Source organism: Arthrobacter sp. zg-Y1116 (assembly GCF_024385485.1).
Taxonomy (GTDB): Bacteria; Actinomycetota; Actinomycetes; order Actinomycetales; family Micrococcaceae; genus Arthrobacter_B.
The window spans coordinates 274,718-289,401 of record NZ_JANFLR010000004.1 but is presented as its reverse complement, the minus strand read 5'-3'; the positions used below and the strand labels follow the sequence as shown (position 1 = coordinate 289,401).

At 66.5% G+C, this 14,684-nt stretch carries 17 protein-coding genes; 10 read left to right on the top strand and 7 right to left on the bottom strand.

Annotated features, from left to right (window positions below):
• Positions 1-44: 44 nt before the first annotated feature.
• Positions 45-470, top strand: a complete 426-nt coding sequence (locus tag NNX34_RS12785) for a pyridoxamine 5'-phosphate oxidase family protein (RefSeq protein ID WP_255766904.1) — start codon at positions 45-47, stop codon at positions 468-470.
• On the opposite strand, the gene NNX34_RS12780 is transcribed toward NNX34_RS12785, so the two are convergent.
• On the bottom strand, positions 467-1,363 hold the full coding sequence (locus tag NNX34_RS12780; protein WP_255766903.1) for a phosphodiesterase: 897 nt from the start codon (positions 1,361-1,363) through the stop codon (positions 467-469). The genes NNX34_RS12785 and NNX34_RS12780 overlap by 4 nt on opposite strands.
• A 197-nt stretch (positions 1,364-1,560) precedes the next feature.
• Between NNX34_RS12780 and NNX34_RS16180 the strand changes: the two genes are divergently transcribed.
• Positions 1,561-2,199: a hypothetical protein gene (locus tag NNX34_RS16180; protein WP_370647054.1), complete on the top strand. Its 639-nt coding sequence runs from the start codon at positions 1,561-1,563 to the stop codon at positions 2,197-2,199.
• 12 nt (positions 2,200-2,211) lie between these two features.
• Here the strand turns inward: NNX34_RS16180 and NNX34_RS12770 are convergent, their stop codons facing one another.
• Positions 2,212-2,961 (bottom strand): sulfite exporter TauE/SafE family protein, encoded by a 750-nt coding sequence (locus NNX34_RS12770; protein WP_255766902.1) that lies wholly within the window; start codon positions 2,959-2,961, stop codon positions 2,212-2,214.
• A gap of 96 nt (positions 2,962-3,057) precedes the next feature.
• On the opposite strand from NNX34_RS12770, the gene NNX34_RS12765 reads away from it, so the two are divergent.
• From NNX34_RS12765 to NNX34_RS12735, 7 genes are read left to right on the top strand one after another with little or no spacing between them, the layout of a single operon-like run.
• On the top strand, positions 3,058-3,360 hold the full coding sequence (locus NNX34_RS12765; protein ID WP_255766901.1) for an urease subunit gamma: 303 nt from the start codon (positions 3,058-3,060) through the stop codon (positions 3,358-3,360).
• Complete coding sequence (locus tag NNX34_RS12760) at positions 3,357-3,674, top strand: urease subunit beta (RefSeq protein WP_304659956.1); 318 nt, start codon at positions 3,357-3,359, stop codon at positions 3,672-3,674. The genes NNX34_RS12765 and NNX34_RS12760 overlap by 4 nt, the downstream gene beginning before the upstream one ends.
• A gap of 2 nt (positions 3,675-3,676) precedes the next feature.
• On the top strand, positions 3,677-5,383 hold the full coding sequence (locus tag NNX34_RS12755) for an urease subunit alpha (protein WP_255766900.1): 1,707 nt from the start codon (positions 3,677-3,679) through the stop codon (positions 5,381-5,383).
• An 8-nt stretch (positions 5,384-5,391) separates the two neighbouring features.
• Positions 5,392-6,075, top strand: a complete 684-nt coding sequence (locus tag NNX34_RS12750) for an urease accessory protein UreF (RefSeq protein WP_255766899.1) — start codon at positions 5,392-5,394, stop codon at positions 6,073-6,075.
• The gene (gene ureG, locus NNX34_RS12745) at positions 6,068-6,820 is read left to right on the top strand and encodes an urease accessory protein UreG (protein ID WP_255766898.1); all 753 of its coding nucleotides are present in this window, start codon (positions 6,068-6,070) and stop codon (positions 6,818-6,820) included. Before NNX34_RS12750 ends, ureG begins: the two co-directional genes overlap by 8 nt.
• A complete protein-coding gene (locus tag NNX34_RS12740; protein ID WP_255766897.1) occupies positions 6,777-7,679 on the top strand; it encodes an urease accessory protein UreD in 903 nt (300 codons plus the stop codon). The genes ureG and NNX34_RS12740 overlap by 44 nt, the downstream gene beginning before the upstream one ends.
• Positions 7,680-7,711: 32 nt before the next feature.
• Positions 7,712-8,434: an ATP-binding cassette domain-containing protein gene (locus NNX34_RS12735; RefSeq protein WP_255766896.1), complete on the top strand. Its 723-nt coding sequence runs from the start codon at positions 7,712-7,714 to the stop codon at positions 8,432-8,434.
• 38 nt (positions 8,435-8,472) lie between these two features.
• On the opposite strand, the gene NNX34_RS12730 is transcribed toward NNX34_RS12735, so the two are convergent.
• On the bottom strand, positions 8,473-9,570 hold the full coding sequence (locus NNX34_RS12730) for a HoxN/HupN/NixA family nickel/cobalt transporter (protein WP_255766895.1): 1,098 nt from the start codon (positions 9,568-9,570) through the stop codon (positions 8,473-8,475).
• 107 nt (positions 9,571-9,677) lie between these two features.
• Between NNX34_RS12730 and NNX34_RS12725 the strand changes: the two genes are divergently transcribed.
• A complete protein-coding gene (locus NNX34_RS12725; protein ID WP_255767252.1) occupies positions 9,678-10,328 on the top strand; it encodes an NADPH-dependent F420 reductase in 651 nt (216 codons plus the stop codon).
• A 9-nt stretch (positions 10,329-10,337) separates the two neighbouring features.
• Here the strand turns inward: NNX34_RS12725 and NNX34_RS12720 are convergent, their stop codons facing one another.
• The 4 genes from NNX34_RS12720 to NNX34_RS12705 all read right to left on the bottom strand — a co-directional run bounded on the left by NNX34_RS12720 (position 10,338) and on the right by NNX34_RS12705 (position 14,557).
• Positions 10,338-11,354 (bottom strand): zinc-binding dehydrogenase, encoded by a 1,017-nt coding sequence (locus NNX34_RS12720; RefSeq protein WP_255766894.1) that lies wholly within the window; start codon positions 11,352-11,354, stop codon positions 10,338-10,340.
• Between the two features lie 132 nt (positions 11,355-11,486).
• Complete coding sequence (locus NNX34_RS12715; RefSeq protein WP_255766893.1) at positions 11,487-12,542, bottom strand: zinc-dependent alcohol dehydrogenase family protein; 1,056 nt, start codon at positions 12,540-12,542, stop codon at positions 11,487-11,489.
• Between the two features lie 148 nt (positions 12,543-12,690).
• Complete coding sequence (locus NNX34_RS12710; protein ID WP_255766892.1) at positions 12,691-13,104, bottom strand: YchJ family protein; 414 nt, start codon at positions 13,102-13,104, stop codon at positions 12,691-12,693.
• A 25-nt stretch (positions 13,105-13,129) separates the two neighbouring features.
• The gene (locus NNX34_RS12705; protein WP_255766891.1) at positions 13,130-14,557 is read right to left on the bottom strand and encodes a serine/threonine-protein kinase; all 1,428 of its coding nucleotides are present in this window, start codon (positions 14,555-14,557) and stop codon (positions 13,130-13,132) included.
• Positions 14,558-14,684 lie beyond the last annotated feature (127 nt).

Here is a 14,684-nt window from a genome sequence, read left to right as displayed (position 1 = left end):
ACCTGATGGTGGCGGTGGTCGGACACCGTTGGCACACTGAGTGCATGACTAATGAAGAGCTTCCCCCGGTCGTTGAACTGTCTGATGAACAGAGCTGGAAGTACTTGGAACACACCCACCACGGCCGCCTGGCGGTCAGTGTGGCGAACCGGCCCAGCATCTATCCCATCAACTATCTGGCACACGACGGCGTGCTCCTCCTTCGCACCGCGCCGGGCACGAAGCTGGCGGAAATGGCGGTCAATACGTACGTCGCGTTCGAAGCCGACGGCGTCCACAGCGATCAGGCCTGGTCCGTCGTCGTCAAGGGGACAACCCGCTTCCTGGAGACGGGCGCCGAGATCGAAGCGGCGGACAGCCTTCCCCTGCAGCCCTGGGTTCGGACGGAGAAGTACCGCTACGTGGAGATTGTGCCCGAAACCGTCACCGGCCGGTTCTTCAACCTGGGTCCGGAGCCGTCCCGGGACTAGGCGGATGTCAGTGTGAGCGCATCTGGTAGCCGGATACCTGCTTCCGCCAGGCGGGCAGCGGTTTCCTCCGGCCCCACCTGCTCCCCCACGGTGCCGCTTTCCTCCAAAGGCACCACGGAGTGCACCACCGAATCTTCGTAGAGGTGGACCATGTTGTAGCCCTGGCCCGCGTCTTGGCCTCGGGTTCCCGGCGTCGTGAGGTCCTGCGTGTAACAGGTGGCTGACGCCACGGACACGGGGATTCCGGCGAAGGTCCCGAACGTCGAATAGTGCAGGTGCCCGGCAATGATGGCCCGGACGTCGCTGCCCGCCAGGACGCCTGCAAGCCGGTGCTGCTGCCGCAGTTCGACCAGGACGGAGAGGTCCTGCACGCTGGGGACCGGCGGATGGTGCATTGCGAGGATGGTTCCCTCCGGAGCGGCCGTCTGCAGTTCACGGCGCAGCCAGGCAAGCTGGCCGTCGCTGAGCTCCCCGTGGTGGTGGTCCGGGACCGTGGTGTCCAGGGTGATGATCCGCAGCCCGCCGAGGTGGTGCACCTGGTCCACGGGTGACATTTCCGGGGCCTCGTCCAGCAGGACCTGGCGGAAAGCCGCGCGGTTGTCGTGGTTGCCCATCGCCCAGATCACCCGGGCGCCCATCCGCTCAGCCGCAGGGAGAACGATCTCCCGGAGCTTGGCGTAGGCGCCGGCTTCCCCGCGGTCCGCCAGGTCGCCGGTGAAAATCAGAGCTTCGGGCCGTTGTCCGCTGTCTTCGAGGCGGGCGAAAAGCGCACGGAGTTTGGCATGGCTGTCCACTGCGCCATACAGGCGGTTGTCACCCCCGAGCAGGTGCGTGTCGCTGAGATGGAGGAGGAAATGACGCGGGCGAGGATGCTCACCCGGGAGGTATTCCATCGGAACCTTCTTGTGTCGACAGCTGCTGCAGCGTACCCCTTTATGAAAGCAGAGATGGCGACCGGTGAGTAACCTGTTCCCCCGCGTTTCGGACATTTTTGCCCCGCTCTTCGCCACCGTTCGTTCCAGCGTCTACTCTGGCGCAGGCACCGCGGCGGCCGTAGGCTCGGAATTGCATCGTCTGTGAAGGGACCCCCATGAAACTCAGCCACATTCCCCTGCGCCTGACCACCGGCGCCTACATCCTCAACTCCGGCCTCAACAAGCGCAATATGGATGCCGAAAACGCGGCCTACCTGCAGCAGATGGCCGCCCATGCCTTTCCCCAGGTACAGGACATTGAACCGGCGAAATTCGGCAAGCTGCTCAGCACGGCCGAGATCTGCGTGGGGCTGTCCCTGCTGCTCCCGTTCGTCCCCAGCCGTCTGGCCGGGCTCATGCTCGGCTGTTTCTCGGGCGGCATGGTGCGGATGTACCTCATGACGCCGGGAATGACCGAGGCAGACGGCATCCGCCCCACCCCCGACGGCCTCGGGCTGGCGAAGGACACCTGGATGGCCGGCATTGCGGCCGCACTGGTCCTGGACCGCAAGCGGCCGAAGACCAAGGTCAAGGTCGTCACGGTTCCGACGCCGGTGATGGGTACCGCAGCAGCGGTCGGGGCCAAGGGTGCTGCCAAAGCCGCCAAGGCCGCCAAAGCCGCCAAGACTGAGAAGGCTGCGAAGGCTGCCAAAGCCGACAAGCACGGAAAGGCCGTGAAGGTCGCCAAGGCCGCTGCAGCCGTGAAGGTTGCCAAGGCCGCCAAGGACCGTGCCGGGAAGTCCGGCGGCAAATAGGCTCCAGCGCGGCTACTGCAGGTCGATGATCCCCTTCACCAGGGCGGATACGGCTCCGAGATAGGCCAGGATAACGACGACGCGGCGGGCCGTGGACTCGGGAACGTGCGGTGCCAGCCGGCTTCCGGCTCGAAGCCCGGCCACCGTGAGGATGCCCAGCAGTGCCCAGATCCACCAGGCAAGCTGCGGCCACTCCCCCGGGTCCACCACGGCGTGGGCCGCCAGTGTCACGATGCTCAGGGTGGCAAGGAAGGGCTGCATGGTTGCCATGAAAGAGGCCTGCGGCCACCGGGCCAGTACCGCGTAGGCGCTCACGGCCGGAACCCCTGCTCCGGCCATGGAGTTGCTGATGCCGGCCAGAAGTCCTGCAGCAGTTTTCGGCGAACCTCCACGCAGCACCACCTCGGTGCGGTTCAGCACCAGGGATGAAGTCAGGGCGGCGAGCATGAATATTCCGACCCCGATTTCCAGCGGTCCCACTGGAAGGACCGATGCCGCATACGTTCCCAGCACGACGCCGAGCGCCGCCGGGACGGCCAGCGAGGCGTACATTTTCCAGTCGATTCGCTGCCAGACGTGCCGGATCACCAGACCGGCGGCGAGCATCCCGCAAACATTGGTTACCACGACACCCGGGTACGGGCCGAGGGCAACAATGAAGAACGGCGCCAGCAGCAGCCCGAAACCAATCCCGGCCACACGCTGCGCGATTCCCCCAACAAAGACGGCGATCAAGATGGCCAGCAGCAGTCCGGAATTCACTGCCGAAGTCTATGGCGGAAAACTGCAGGCTCCCAATTCCTCCGCATACGCAAATTACGCAACACGACGGAAACAACCCGGTGGCAGAATCGGCGCATGTTCCTCACTCCCGCTGATAAGGACAAGCTGCTGCTTAGCGTTGCCGGCATGGTGGCACGGGACCGCCGCGAACGCGGCATCCGGCTCAACTACCCCGAGGCCGTGGCCCTGCTTTCCTGCTGGGTGATGGAACGGGCACGCGAGGGCGGGCTGGTCGCCGACCTGATGAGCGAGGGACGCTCGGTCCTGCGCCGCGACGAAGTGTTGGAAGGGGTGCCGGAAATGATTCCGGATCTGCAGATTGAAGCCACGTTTCCTGACGGCCGAAAGCTGGTCACTATTACGGACCCGATCTCATGAACCTGGTGCCGGGTGAGATCCGTACCGCGCAGGGAGACGTAGAGATCAATGCCGGACGTGAAACCCGCAGCCTGGTGGTGACCAACGACGGCGACCGTCCGGTCCAGATCGGCTCCCACTTCCATTTCGCGGACGTGAATCCGGTGCTGCGCTTCGACCGGGATGCCGCCGTCGGCTTCCGGCTGGAAGTCCCGGCGGGTACGGCCGTCCGCTTCGAACCCGGTGCCTCCCGCGAGGTCACCCTCGTCCGGTTGGCGGGCACCGGCACCGTTCCCGGCCTTCAACTCCGGGGTACCGCGCAGGAAGGGGCCTGAACATGCGGATCAGCAGGCACGAATACGCCCACCTGTACGGCCCCACCACGGGCGATTCGATCCGGCTGGGCGATACCGATCTCTGGATCAGCCCGGAACAGGATTACACCTTCGGCGGGGACGAATCCGTCTTCGGCGGCGGCAAGAACATCCGCGAGTCCATGGCCCAGTCCACCCGGACCTCCGCCGAGGGCGCTCCGGACCTGGTGATCACCAACGTCGTCATCGTGGACCACTGGGGCATTGTGCGCGCCGACGTCGGGGTCCGGAACGGCCGGATAACGGGCATCGGGAAGTCGGGCAACCCGGACATCATGGACCGAATCGATCCGGCGCTGGTCATCGGCCCCGGAACCGAGATCATTTCCGGCGAGCGCCGGATCCTCACGGCCGGCGGTATCGACACCCACGTCCATCTGCTGGGCACGGACGCCCTGCGGGAAGCGCTTGCCTCCGGCATCACGACCGTGGGCGGCGGCGGCACCGGACCGGCCGAAGGATCCAAGGCGACGACGGTGACCCCGGGCGCCTGGAACCTGCAGGTGATGCACCGGGCACTGGACCACCTCCCGCTGAACTTCCTGCTGTACGGCAAGGGAAACACCGTCAGCCAGGCCTCGCTGGAAGAGCAGGCCCTGGCCGGAGCCGCGGGCTACAAGGTCCACGAGGACTGGGGCTCGACGCCGGCCGCCATCGATGCCGCGCTGACCGCCGCGGAGCGGTGGGGCGTCCAGGTGGCCCTGCACGCGGATTCCCTGAACGAGGCCGGCTATGTGCAGAACACGCTGGAGGCGATCAACGGCCGCGGCATCCATGTGTTCCACGCCGAGGGTGCCGGCGGCGGGCACGCTCCGGACATCATCACAGTGGCTGCCGCCGCGAACGTGCTGCCGGCGTCGACCAACCCGACCCTCCCCTTCACGGTCAACACCGTGGCGGAGCACCTGGACATGCTGATGGTCTGCCATCACCTGAATCCCCGGATCCCCGAGGACCTGGCATTTGCCGAGTCCCGGATCCGGGCCAACACCATGATGGCCGAGGACGTCCTCCAGGACCTCGGCGCCATGTCCATTACCTCCTCCGACGCCCAGGCCATGGGACGCATCGGCGAAACGATCACCCGCACGTGGCAGGTGGCGCACGTGATGAAGGAGTACATGGGCGCCACGCACTCACAGCTTCCGGCCGACAACGAGCGGGTGCGCCGTTACATTGCCAAATACACCATCTGTCCGGCCGTGGCGCACGGCATCGACCACGAGGTCGGATCCGTCGAGATCGGCAAAATGGCGGACCTGGTGCTGTGGGATCCGGCGTTCTTCGGCATCCGCCCCACCCTGGTGATCAAGGGCGGAGCCATTGTGGCTGGCCAGATGGGTGACCCCAATGCCACCCTGCCCACGCCCCAGCCCGTCTGGATGCGGGAAGCACTGGCGGGAACCGCGTCGTCGGCACCGCATCTGTCCACCTCCTTCGTGGCGCCGGCCGCGCTCGACGACGGATTGGCGGACCGCCTCGGGCTGACCCGCACACTGACCGCCATCCGCTCCACCCGGGACGTCACCAAGGCGTCGCTGCCGAACAACACGGCGCTGCCGGATATCCAGGTGAACCCGGAAACCTTTATGGTCAGCATCGACGGGCAGGTCATTGAACCGGCCCCCGCGTCCGAGCTGCCCCTGACCCAGCGCTACTCGCTGTTCTAGTGGAAGCGATGCTGCCAGCTCCCGACGTCGGTGTTGCGGCTTTCCTGCTGGCCGATTCGCGGTTGCCCTCCGGGGCGTACTCACATTCGGCGGGCCTGGAGCCTGCGGTCCTGGCCGGCCTTGGGGTCGACGGCGTGTATCCCTACCTGCTCGCCCGGCTGCACACAGTGGTCCGGGTGGAAACCGCCGCCGCGGTGCTGGCGCACCGGTCCGCCTGCGGCGCAGCGGGCATCAGCTTTGCCCGGATCGAAGCTGCCCTCGACGCGCGGACGCCCTCCGCTGCGCAGCGGGAAGCCTCGCGCCGTCTGGGCCGGGGCATGCTGCGACTGGCCGGGAAGCTGAGACCGGACTCTCCCGCCGTCGTCGAGCTGCAGCGGACCGTCCCGCGGCCCACCCGGCCCGTGGCCCTGGGCGTGACTGCCGCTGCGCTCGGCGTCGGCGAGCTGCAGCTCGCCCGGCTCTGCTGCTACGACGATGCGCAGTCGGTGGTGGCAGCTGCCCTGAAGCTGCTGCCCATCGATCCGATGGATGCCACCGCCTGGATCCTGGACGCCGCCGGAGAGATCGACGCTGTCGCCGTGGAGTCGCTGCTCATTGGCGGCTTAGACGATATTCCCGCCCTCAGCGCCCCGTTGATGGAGCACTGGGCCGAAGACCACACCACTAGAACAAGGAGACTATTCGTTGCCTGACAATTCGTTCCCCGCTGCTGCCCCGTCCACCCGTTCACTGCGCCTGGGAGTTGCCGGTCCGGTCGGTACCGGCAAGAGCTCGCTGATTGCCACGATCTGCCGGTCCATGGCCGGCGAGCTGCAGATCGGCGTGATCACCAACGACATCTACACGGATGAGGATGCCCGGTTCCTGCGCTCCGCGGGTGTGCTTCCGGAGGAGCGTATCCGCGCAGTGGAAACCGGTGCCTGCCCGCACACGGCCATCCGCGATGACGTGACCACCAACCTGCTCGCCGTGGAGGACCTGGAGTCCGACTTCGCGCCGCTGGACCTCGTCCTGGTCGAAAGCGGCGGCGACAACCTCACAGCCACCTTCTCCCCTGCCTTGGTGGACGCACAGATCTTTGTGCTGGACGTTGCCGGCGGCGGCGACGTCGCGCGGAAGGGCGGACCGGGTATTGCCCGTGCCGATCTGCTGGTGATCAACAAGATAGACCTGGCTCCGTACGTGGAAGTGGACGTGGAACAAATGGTGGCGGACGCCGTCGAGGCACGGGACGGCGCTCCGGTGCTGGCCCTTTCCCGCAAACAGCAGGACACCGTAGACGAACTCTGCGCCTGGGTCCGCGGGCTGGTGGCACTGCACCGATCCGGGCAGCATACGCCGCAGGACCCCGGACCCATGGCGCCGCATTTCCATGCGGACGAAGACGGCGGGTTTGTCCACGCGCACGGGGATGAAGGCACTGTCCACCAGCACTGAGCGGGTGCCTTCTTCCGCACCGTCCGGCGCGCACCCCGCCGGGCAGCGGCCTACCCGTATCGCGGTGGAACCCTCCGGGGAGGGAGCACGTTTCGCGCTCCTGGATCAGGGGCATTATCTGGCGCCCCGTCCGGTTGCCGGGGGTTCCGGCGGTTCCGGGGGCTCCGGGGCACGGCAGCTGCGGGTGGCACTGATCGGCATCCACATGATGCTGCTCGGCGGAGACGACGTCCGGATTGAGGTGGCTGTGGGTCCGGGTGTCACCTTGGAAGTGGTCGAGCCGGCCGGCATGGTGGCCTACGACGCCGAAGGCAAGCAGGCCCGCTGGACGCTCGAGGCGGTGCTGGACGAGGGCGCGGTGCTGATCTGGGAGGGAGCACCGTTTGTGGCTGCCGCCGGATCCAACGTGCTGCGTGAAACCCGTGTGAAGCTGGGCGTCGGCGCCCGGGTGTTGCTCCGCGAAACGCTGGTCCTTGGCCGCTCCGGAGAGGAGGCCGGGCCGCTGCGGAGCATCACCCGGTTGACCGGCCCGAACGGGGACTACCTGTACGAAGACCTTGACCTGCGCGGCACCCGGCAACGCGCCGTCGGCGTCCTCGGCACCGCCAAGGTGCTGTCCAGTGCGACGGCGGCCGGTTGGCGGCCGCAGTCCCTGCATCCGAACGGCGCCGGGCCGGTCGGCGGCCCCAGGCCCGGTAACGGCGCCGGGCGGGGTGACGGCAGTGCACGGCGCCTGGATTTAGCGGCGGAGGGAGCAGTGATCCGGGCGCTTTCGGATACGGCACATGAAGCCGCACGGGAAACCGACCCCGTCTACCGGTCGTGGAAGGACCAGCTGCGCGGTGAGGCCCCTGCCTGATCCGGTGCACCTGTTCGTGGCAGAATCTGCGTATGTTCACGGACCGATACCCCATCCGCCAGGTTCGGGAGCACCCCTTGGAACCCCTGGACCGGCAGAAGTGGCCTGCAACCCTCCCGCCGGTGGCGCAGCTGCTGAAGGCGGGCCTTGACCTTGCCCAGGCCACAGTCTTGGTGGGCGAAAACGGGTCCGGCAAGTCCACGCTGATCGAATCGGTGGCACTGGCATTTGGCCTCTCCCCCGAAGGCGGTTCCACCGGTGCCCGCCACACCACCCGCAGCACCGAATCAGAGCTCAGCCGCCACCTGCAGCTGGTCCGTAATCCCGGCGGGACGAAGCGGGGCTACTTCCTGCGGGCCGAGACCATGCACGGTTTCTTCACCTACTTGGAGGAGAACCCCTCCACATCCCGTCTGGATGTGGAGTTCCATTCCCTCTCGCACGGGGAATCCTTCCTGGCGCTGGCGGAGGACAGGTTCCGCGGCCCGGGGCTGTGGGTGCTGGACGAGCCCGAATCCGCGTTGTCCTTCTCCGGCTGCCTGGCACTGCTGGGTGTCCTGAAGGACAAACTTGCGGACGGCAAGTCGCAGGTCCTGCTCTCCACCCACTCGCCGCTGCTCGCTGCGCTTCCGGGAGCCCGGATCCTCGAGCTGGGTCCATGGGGATTCCGGGAGCGTCAGTGGGACGAACTCGATCTGGTGACCTATTGGAAGAGTTTCCTCAACGGTCCGGAACGCTACCTGCGGCGGATCTAGCGGGCCGGCTCCACTAAGCCGCTGCCGGTGCGGCGGACTCAGCCCTTCTCTGCCGCAGCCAGCCGCTCCCCCGAGACCCGCCAAAATGCGTAGGCAATTCCCCAGACGCCAACAAACAGACCCACCACTGAGAAGCCGAGATACTCCAGGTTCAGGTTCCCCAGCCACGCGACGGGGCCCGATTCCAGCGCCAGTGTCTCGGTGAACAGTCCGCCAAGCACCCATGCGCCGACGCCGAAGGCAGCCAGCACCGAAACGGCTGTAATGACCAGGTTGTAGAACAGCTTCCGTTTTGGAGAGTCGAAGGCCCACCGGTACACCCGGCTCATGAGGATCCCGTCCAGCGAATCGAAAAGGACCATGCCCGCGGTGAACAGCAGCGGCAGCACCATCACCGCCTGCCACGGCAGGACGACGACGGCGCCGCCCGCCACCACAAACAGGCCGATGGTGGTGGCGGTGTCCAGCCCGAGCCCGAACAGGAACCCGAGTGGATACAGCTTCCAGGCCTTATCCACGCGGCGTGCCACCGGAGCCAGCATCCGGGCAACCAATCCGCGCTGATCCAGCGTCCGCTCCAGCTCGACCTCGTTGTATCTCCCGTCCCGTAGTTTCCGGTACGCCCGGACAATGCCGCGCAGTGCCAGCAGGTTGATGGCCCCGATTGCCAGCAGGAAGGTGCCGGAAACAGCCGGCCCCCACACCCCGGAAAACTGTCGAAGCACCGAGGCATCGTCGGTGAGCTGCCCGGCGACTGCGTCAACGCCGGCCGCGAGCAGTCCGACGGCGAGCAGCACAACGGTTGAATGGCCCAGGGCAAACCAGAACCCGGTCGAGACCGGCGGGTCGCCACCGGCAGCCAGTTTCCGGCTCGTGTTATCGATCGCCGCGATATGGTCCGCATCGAATGCATGCCGCACGCCCAGCAGGTAGGCGGTCAAGGCAAGTCCGGCGCCGAACCCTGATCCGGCGGCCGTGCTGTATCCGTGCGGTGCGACCGCCAGCAGGAAACCGCCCCACCCCAGCAGGTGCAGCGCGAGGACGGCGAGCCCCATCCACGCCAGTGTCCGACGACGGCGGGGGTCGTGCGGGGCGGCTGGACCAGACAGGGCAATGGGACGGGAGGGTGCAGTCATGGGCCGATCGTAGGGAACGTAGATTTCCGCGACGTAACAGCGGGGTCGGAATATTTGGCAGCCTCCTCGGTTATGCCTTTATGAGCACACTGGAGAGCACACCTCGTATTCGGACCATCGGTTTTGTCGGCAGCGGGAACATCGGTTCACAGTTGGCGCGGCTCGCCGTGAAGCAGGGGTACGACGTCGTCCTCAGTAACTCGCGGGACCCCGAGACCCTCCAGGCACTCATCATGGAATTGGGCGGGCATGCCCGCGCAGCCACCCCGGCCGAAGCCGCGAAAGCCTCAGACGTAGTGGTGGTGAGCATCCCGTTGAAGAACTACGCGGATGTGCCGGTGGAGGAACTGCGCGGCAAGACCGTCATCGACACCATGAACTACTACCCCCAGCGGGACGGGAACATCGCCGAGCTCGACGACGAGTCCCTCACCACCAGCGAACTCCTGCAGAACCACCTGCCCGATTCGCACGTGGTGAAGGCGTTCAACAACATCGCGGCCGATCACTTGACCAGCCAGGCTACCCCCGCCGGAACGCCGAACCGCCGCGCGCTGCCGATTGCCGGCAACGACGCGGCGTCCAAAGAACTGGTGACGTCCCTGATTCGCGAATTCGGGTTCGACGTCGTCAACGCCGGTCCGCTGGCCGAAGGCTGGCGCTGGCAGCGCGACACACCTGCCTATGTGAAGGCGCTGGATACCAAGGGGCTGGAACAAGCCCTTGCCAATGCCGTCCGCTACGCAGACATGCCGTAGCGGACGACGCTACGGGATCAGCACCAGGCGGATCGGGTTGCCTTCCTTCGCGTCGAGCGCCTTGACCGCCTGCTCGGCGTCGGCCAGCGGGATGCGCGCACTGACGGACTTGGCGAAATCGAGCCGGCCCAGCCGGGCCAGAGACACCAGCTGCGGCACGTGGTGCGCGTCCGAGCCGTAATGGCCGCGGATCTGCTTGCGTGCGAAGGAGAAACCGGTGCTGTCATTGATGGTCATCGGCTTGCCGGACAGACCCACGAGCACGAGGCGTCCGCTCCGGCCCAGGCAGTTGATGGCCTGGGTCCGGACGGCGTCAACACCGGCGAAGTCCAGGGCGACGTCGAGCCCCTGTCCGGCGGTGGCGGCCTTCATCGCGTCCGAGAAGTCCTCCGCCATCGGATCAAGCGCCAGATCGGCACCGAATTCCAGGGCACGCTCCCGGGCCTCGGGGATGGGATCAACGGCAATGATGGGCGCGGCACCAATCAGGCGCAGCAGCTGGACACCGTGCGCACCGAGCCCGCCGATGCCCCAGACGCCCACTGCTTCACCGGCGCGCACTTCAGCAGTGGAGGCAATGGCAGCCCAAGGAGTGGACACGGCGTCGGGAATGATGGACGCCTGGTCGAAGGGAATGTCATCACCCAGCGGCACCAGCACACCGGCGGGAACCACGAGGTACTCGGCCCAGCCGCCGTCGTAGTCAACGCCCATCGTGAGCGTGACGCCGTTGTATTCGTACCCGGCCTGCACCACCACCCGGTCGCCGGGAGCAACGGAGGTGACACCTGCACCGGGAAGGTCCACGGTGCCGGCCACCTCGTGGCCGAGGGTGACCTCGTTGCCCTGGAGGAACTGCGGACGCAGCAGGCCCTGGATCAGGTGGACGTCGGACAGGCACACGCCCGCGGCTCCGACCTTGATGCGCACGAAGCCCGGGCCAGGATCGGGAATCGGAACTTCCTGCATGGCGAAGGTGCCGGTCTCTACGTTGAGCCGTCCTGCAATCATGGTGCCGTTAGACATGGAAAACCTCTTCTGAGCTGAGAACTGCGGGAGCAGACGCGGCCGCAGTTCTCATTATCTGCCGGTGCCGCCAATGCGCAAAAAGGCGGCACCCGCTACCGGATGCCGCCCTCCTGCCCGCAGGATGACTGCTCAGGCCTGCAGGATCACCTTCAACGCGTTCGTTTCCGCGGCCCGGGAGAAGGTGTCGTAAGCCGTGAGGATGTCGCCCAGCGAATAGCGGTGGCTGATGAACTCCTCGGCCGGCAGCTTCCCTTCGGCAATCAGCTTCAGGAGCATGGACAGGGTATTCGTGTTGACCAGGCCCATGCTGATGTTGATGTTCTCGATCCACAGCCGGTCCAGCTCCAGGCTCACGGGCGTCCCGTGCACCCCCACGTTGGCCACGTTGCCGCCGGGCCGGACGATACTGGTGCACATCTCGAACGTGGCAGGGATACCGACGGCCTCCACCGCGACGTCCACGCCCCAGCCATCCGTCAGGTCCATGATCTGTTCCCGCCAGTTCTTATCCCCGGAGTTCACTCCGTGGGTGGCACCGAATTTTCGGGCCTGCTCCACCCGGTTGGCGTCCAGGTCCACGGCGATGATTTTCGCGGCACCGTACAGTCCCGAGGTCGCAATCACGGCCAGCCCCACGGGGCCGGCGCCGATCACTGCGACGACGTCGCCCGGCTGGACCTGCCCGTACTGCACGCCCATTTCAAACCCGGTGGGGAAGATGTCGCTGAGCAGGACACCGTGCTCCTGGGAGACGTTTTCCGGCAGCCGGTACATGGACGTGTCCGCATACGGCACACGGATGTACTCGGCCTGCGTCCCGTCGATCAGGTGTCCGAAGATCCACCCAATGCCGGGCTGCCCTTCCTCTCCGGTGCAGTGCGAGTAGAGCCCCTCCTTGCAGAAACTGCAGGAACCATCCGCCGAGACGCAGGACAGGATTACTTTGTCCCCGGTCTTGAAGGCGTTCACCCCGGAGCCCGTCTCCGTGACGGTGCCGACACCCTCATGGCCTAGGATCCTGCCCGGCGTAACTGCCGGTACGTCGCCCTTGAGGATATGCAGGTCGGTGCCGCAGATGGTGGTGGTATCTATCTTGACGATGGCATCGCGCGGGTCTTGGATCTGGGGGTCGGGAACGTCCTTCCAGGACTTCTGGCCGGGGCCTTCATAAACGAGTGCTTTCATAGTGTCCTCGCCTGCTCATCCGACTTACGTGCAGGACCTCTGATGCGCCTGCATTTCGGGAGCTTCCCTGAGCGTGCCTTTTTCGGGGCCGCCGTCGGATGCTTTCAAGCCTAGGTCCCGCCCGTGGCTGTCCGGAAGAAGCGGCGGGCTATCGTCCCTCCACATAGAGCCATTGACCCCGTTCACGGACAAAGCTGCTTCGTTCCTGCTGCGTACCGCGCTGACCGTCCTGCCGGTAATGGGCACGGAATTCAACCGTGCCGGTGTTGTCCAGGGGACCTCCGCCGGAGGTGGAAAGGATATCCAGGCGCCGCCATTCGATCCCGGTGTCCAGTTCGAGGTTCGCGGGGCGGTGGTCCGGATGCCACGTGGCCAGCAGGTAGGGAACGTTTCCGGTGGCGAAGGCACTGTACCGCGAGCGCATCAGCGCCTCCGCGGTGGGGGCGGTGGCGCCTCCGGAGTGGAAGCGCCCGCAGCAGTTCCCGTAGGTTTCCCCGCTAAGGCACGGGCAGCGGCTTTCCTCGGTGACAGGGGTGGACGGGACGGGTGTAGAGGTACTCATCGCTCCAGTATCCCGCGCCGGTGCGTTACGGCCCGAAGTTGTCCTGCAGCCGCTCCAGGTTCTGCCCGATCTCCCCCGGGATGACGCCTCCGTCCGGCAGCGCCCCCACGCGCCCGAGCATCAGGACCACCGCCGCCGTCAGCACGGCCATCACCAGGACGGCAAGCAGGGCTCGTCCGGCGAAGGACTGCCGCGGTTCGACGAGCACCTGTACACGCGGCGTCGGCTCGGACAACGGCTTTGCGGCTACCGTCCCTACGGTGGGCGGGACACTCGGCGGAGACGTGATCTGCCCGGACAGGGCCGGCAGGTCCATGGGCGGGGGAACCGAAGGCAGGGGCGCCGAGGGATGCCCGCCCAGGGCCTGGCCGCCATCGGTCCCGTCCGCTTCCCTTGGGGTAACGACGACGCCGGCTCCCCCGGCGGCGTCGTCGGCTTTCACGGAGGCAACATCCGCCTGCGTTGCCGGTCCGCTCCACGGGTCCCAGTCCGGTTCGGCGGGAGCCCGGTCTGCGGGAGCCGGCGGACCTGCTGGTCCACCCGGGCCCGAGGCCAGCTGCGGTACCCGTCCCGGCTGCACCGTCCCTTCCGCCCAGCGGTAGTCCAACAGGGTCGCGGACACTTCAGCGGCCGTCGGCCTCAGGTCCGGGTCCCGGCTGGTCATGGCGGAAAGCAGGCCGCGCCAATGGCTTTCCAGGGACTCTGGAATCGCGGGGTCGCGGCTGAGGCGGGCGACCGCCGCCTCGATAGCGCTGCCGTTAAACTCCACCCTTCCCGTGACGGACTCAAGCAACACCAGGCCAAGGGAGTAAATGTCGCTTGCTGCCTCTGCCCCGAGTCCGGACGCCTGTTCCGGGCTGAGGTAGTTGGCGGTGCCGAGGGTGGCACCGGCAGCAGTGATCCGTGCGCCGCCCAGTATCCGGGCGATACCGAAATCCGTCAGCTTGGCCCGCGGCGATGTCCCCGCGACAGCCGGCGGCAGAAGGATGTTTGCCGGCTTGACGTCACGGTGAACCACACCCCTGTCATGGATATAGGCCAGGGCTCCCGCCAGCTCGGCCCCGATGGAGGGGACATCCGCAGACAGGACGGCACCCTCGCGCAGGCGCTTGCGCAGGTCCGGACCGTCCACCAGCTCCATGACCAGATACGTCCGCGGCTCCCCCGCTTTGCCGTTCCCGTCCCCGGGGCCGGCGTCGTCCTTGCCCGCATCGAACAAGGTGACCAGGCCCGGATGCGAAAGTGAAGCGAGGAGGCGCATCTCGTTTTCCTGGCGCCCGATGTCGTCCGGAGCCACGGCACTGGCGCGGAAGAGCTTCACCGCAATGTCGCGGCCGAGCGCTTCATCCTGGCCTCGATAGACGGTGGCCATGCCCCCGCGTCCAATTGGTTCGATGAGTCGGTATCGGCCTGCGATGAGCCTGTCGAGGCCACCTGTTGCGCTGGTTTCCATCCTGCAACCTTCTCTCGCCGCTAATAGCGTAGCTGAGCAGAATCGCTGCGTAGATGGCCCGTAAGCACTTTTCTTTTACTCTGTTTTACCCCTCGTGGAAGCCCGCCTGCTGCGCTAAACTAGCCCG

Excerpts from the sequence above, each read along its gene's own strand:
- NNX34_RS16180 (WP_370647054.1), top strand. The coding sequence starts at position 1,561 with ATGAAACTCAGCCACATTCCCCTGCGCCTGACCACCGGCGCCTACATC.
- NNX34_RS12780 (WP_255766903.1), bottom strand. The coding sequence starts at position 1,363 with ATGGAATACCTCCCGGGTGAGCATCCTCGCCCGCGTCATTTCCTCCTC.
- NNX34_RS12720 (WP_255766894.1), bottom strand. The coding sequence starts at position 11,354 with ATGTCTAACGGCACCATGATTGCAGGACGGCTCAACGTAGAGACCGGC.
- NNX34_RS12755 (WP_255766900.1), top strand. The coding sequence starts at position 3,677 with ATGCGGATCAGCAGGCACGAATACGCCCACCTGTACGGCCCCACCACG.
- NNX34_RS12750 (WP_255766899.1), top strand. The coding sequence starts at position 5,392 with ATGCTGCCAGCTCCCGACGTCGGTGTTGCGGCTTTCCTGCTGGCCGAT.
- NNX34_RS12765 (WP_255766901.1), top strand. The coding sequence starts at position 3,058 with ATGTTCCTCACTCCCGCTGATAAGGACAAGCTGCTGCTTAGCGTTGCC.
- NNX34_RS12705 (WP_255766891.1), bottom strand. The coding sequence starts at position 14,557 with ATGGAAACCAGCGCAACAGGTGGCCTCGACAGGCTCATCGCAGGCCGA.
- NNX34_RS12760 (WP_304659956.1), top strand. The coding sequence starts at position 3,357 with ATGAACCTGGTGCCGGGTGAGATCCGTACCGCGCAGGGAGACGTAGAG.
- NNX34_RS12715 (WP_255766893.1), bottom strand. The coding sequence starts at position 12,542 with ATGAAAGCACTCGTTTATGAAGGCCCCGGCCAGAAGTCCTGGAAGGAC.
- NNX34_RS12710 (WP_255766892.1), bottom strand. The coding sequence starts at position 13,104 with ATGAGTACCTCTACACCCGTCCCGTCCACCCCTGTCACCGAGGAAAGC.
- NNX34_RS12735 (WP_255766896.1), top strand. The coding sequence starts at position 7,712 with ATGTTCACGGACCGATACCCCATCCGCCAGGTTCGGGAGCACCCCTTG.
- NNX34_RS12785 (WP_255766904.1), top strand. The coding sequence starts at position 45 with ATGACTAATGAAGAGCTTCCCCCGGTCGTTGAACTGTCTGATGAACAG.
- NNX34_RS12730 (WP_255766895.1), bottom strand. The coding sequence starts at position 9,570 with ATGACTGCACCCTCCCGTCCCATTGCCCTGTCTGGTCCAGCCGCCCCG.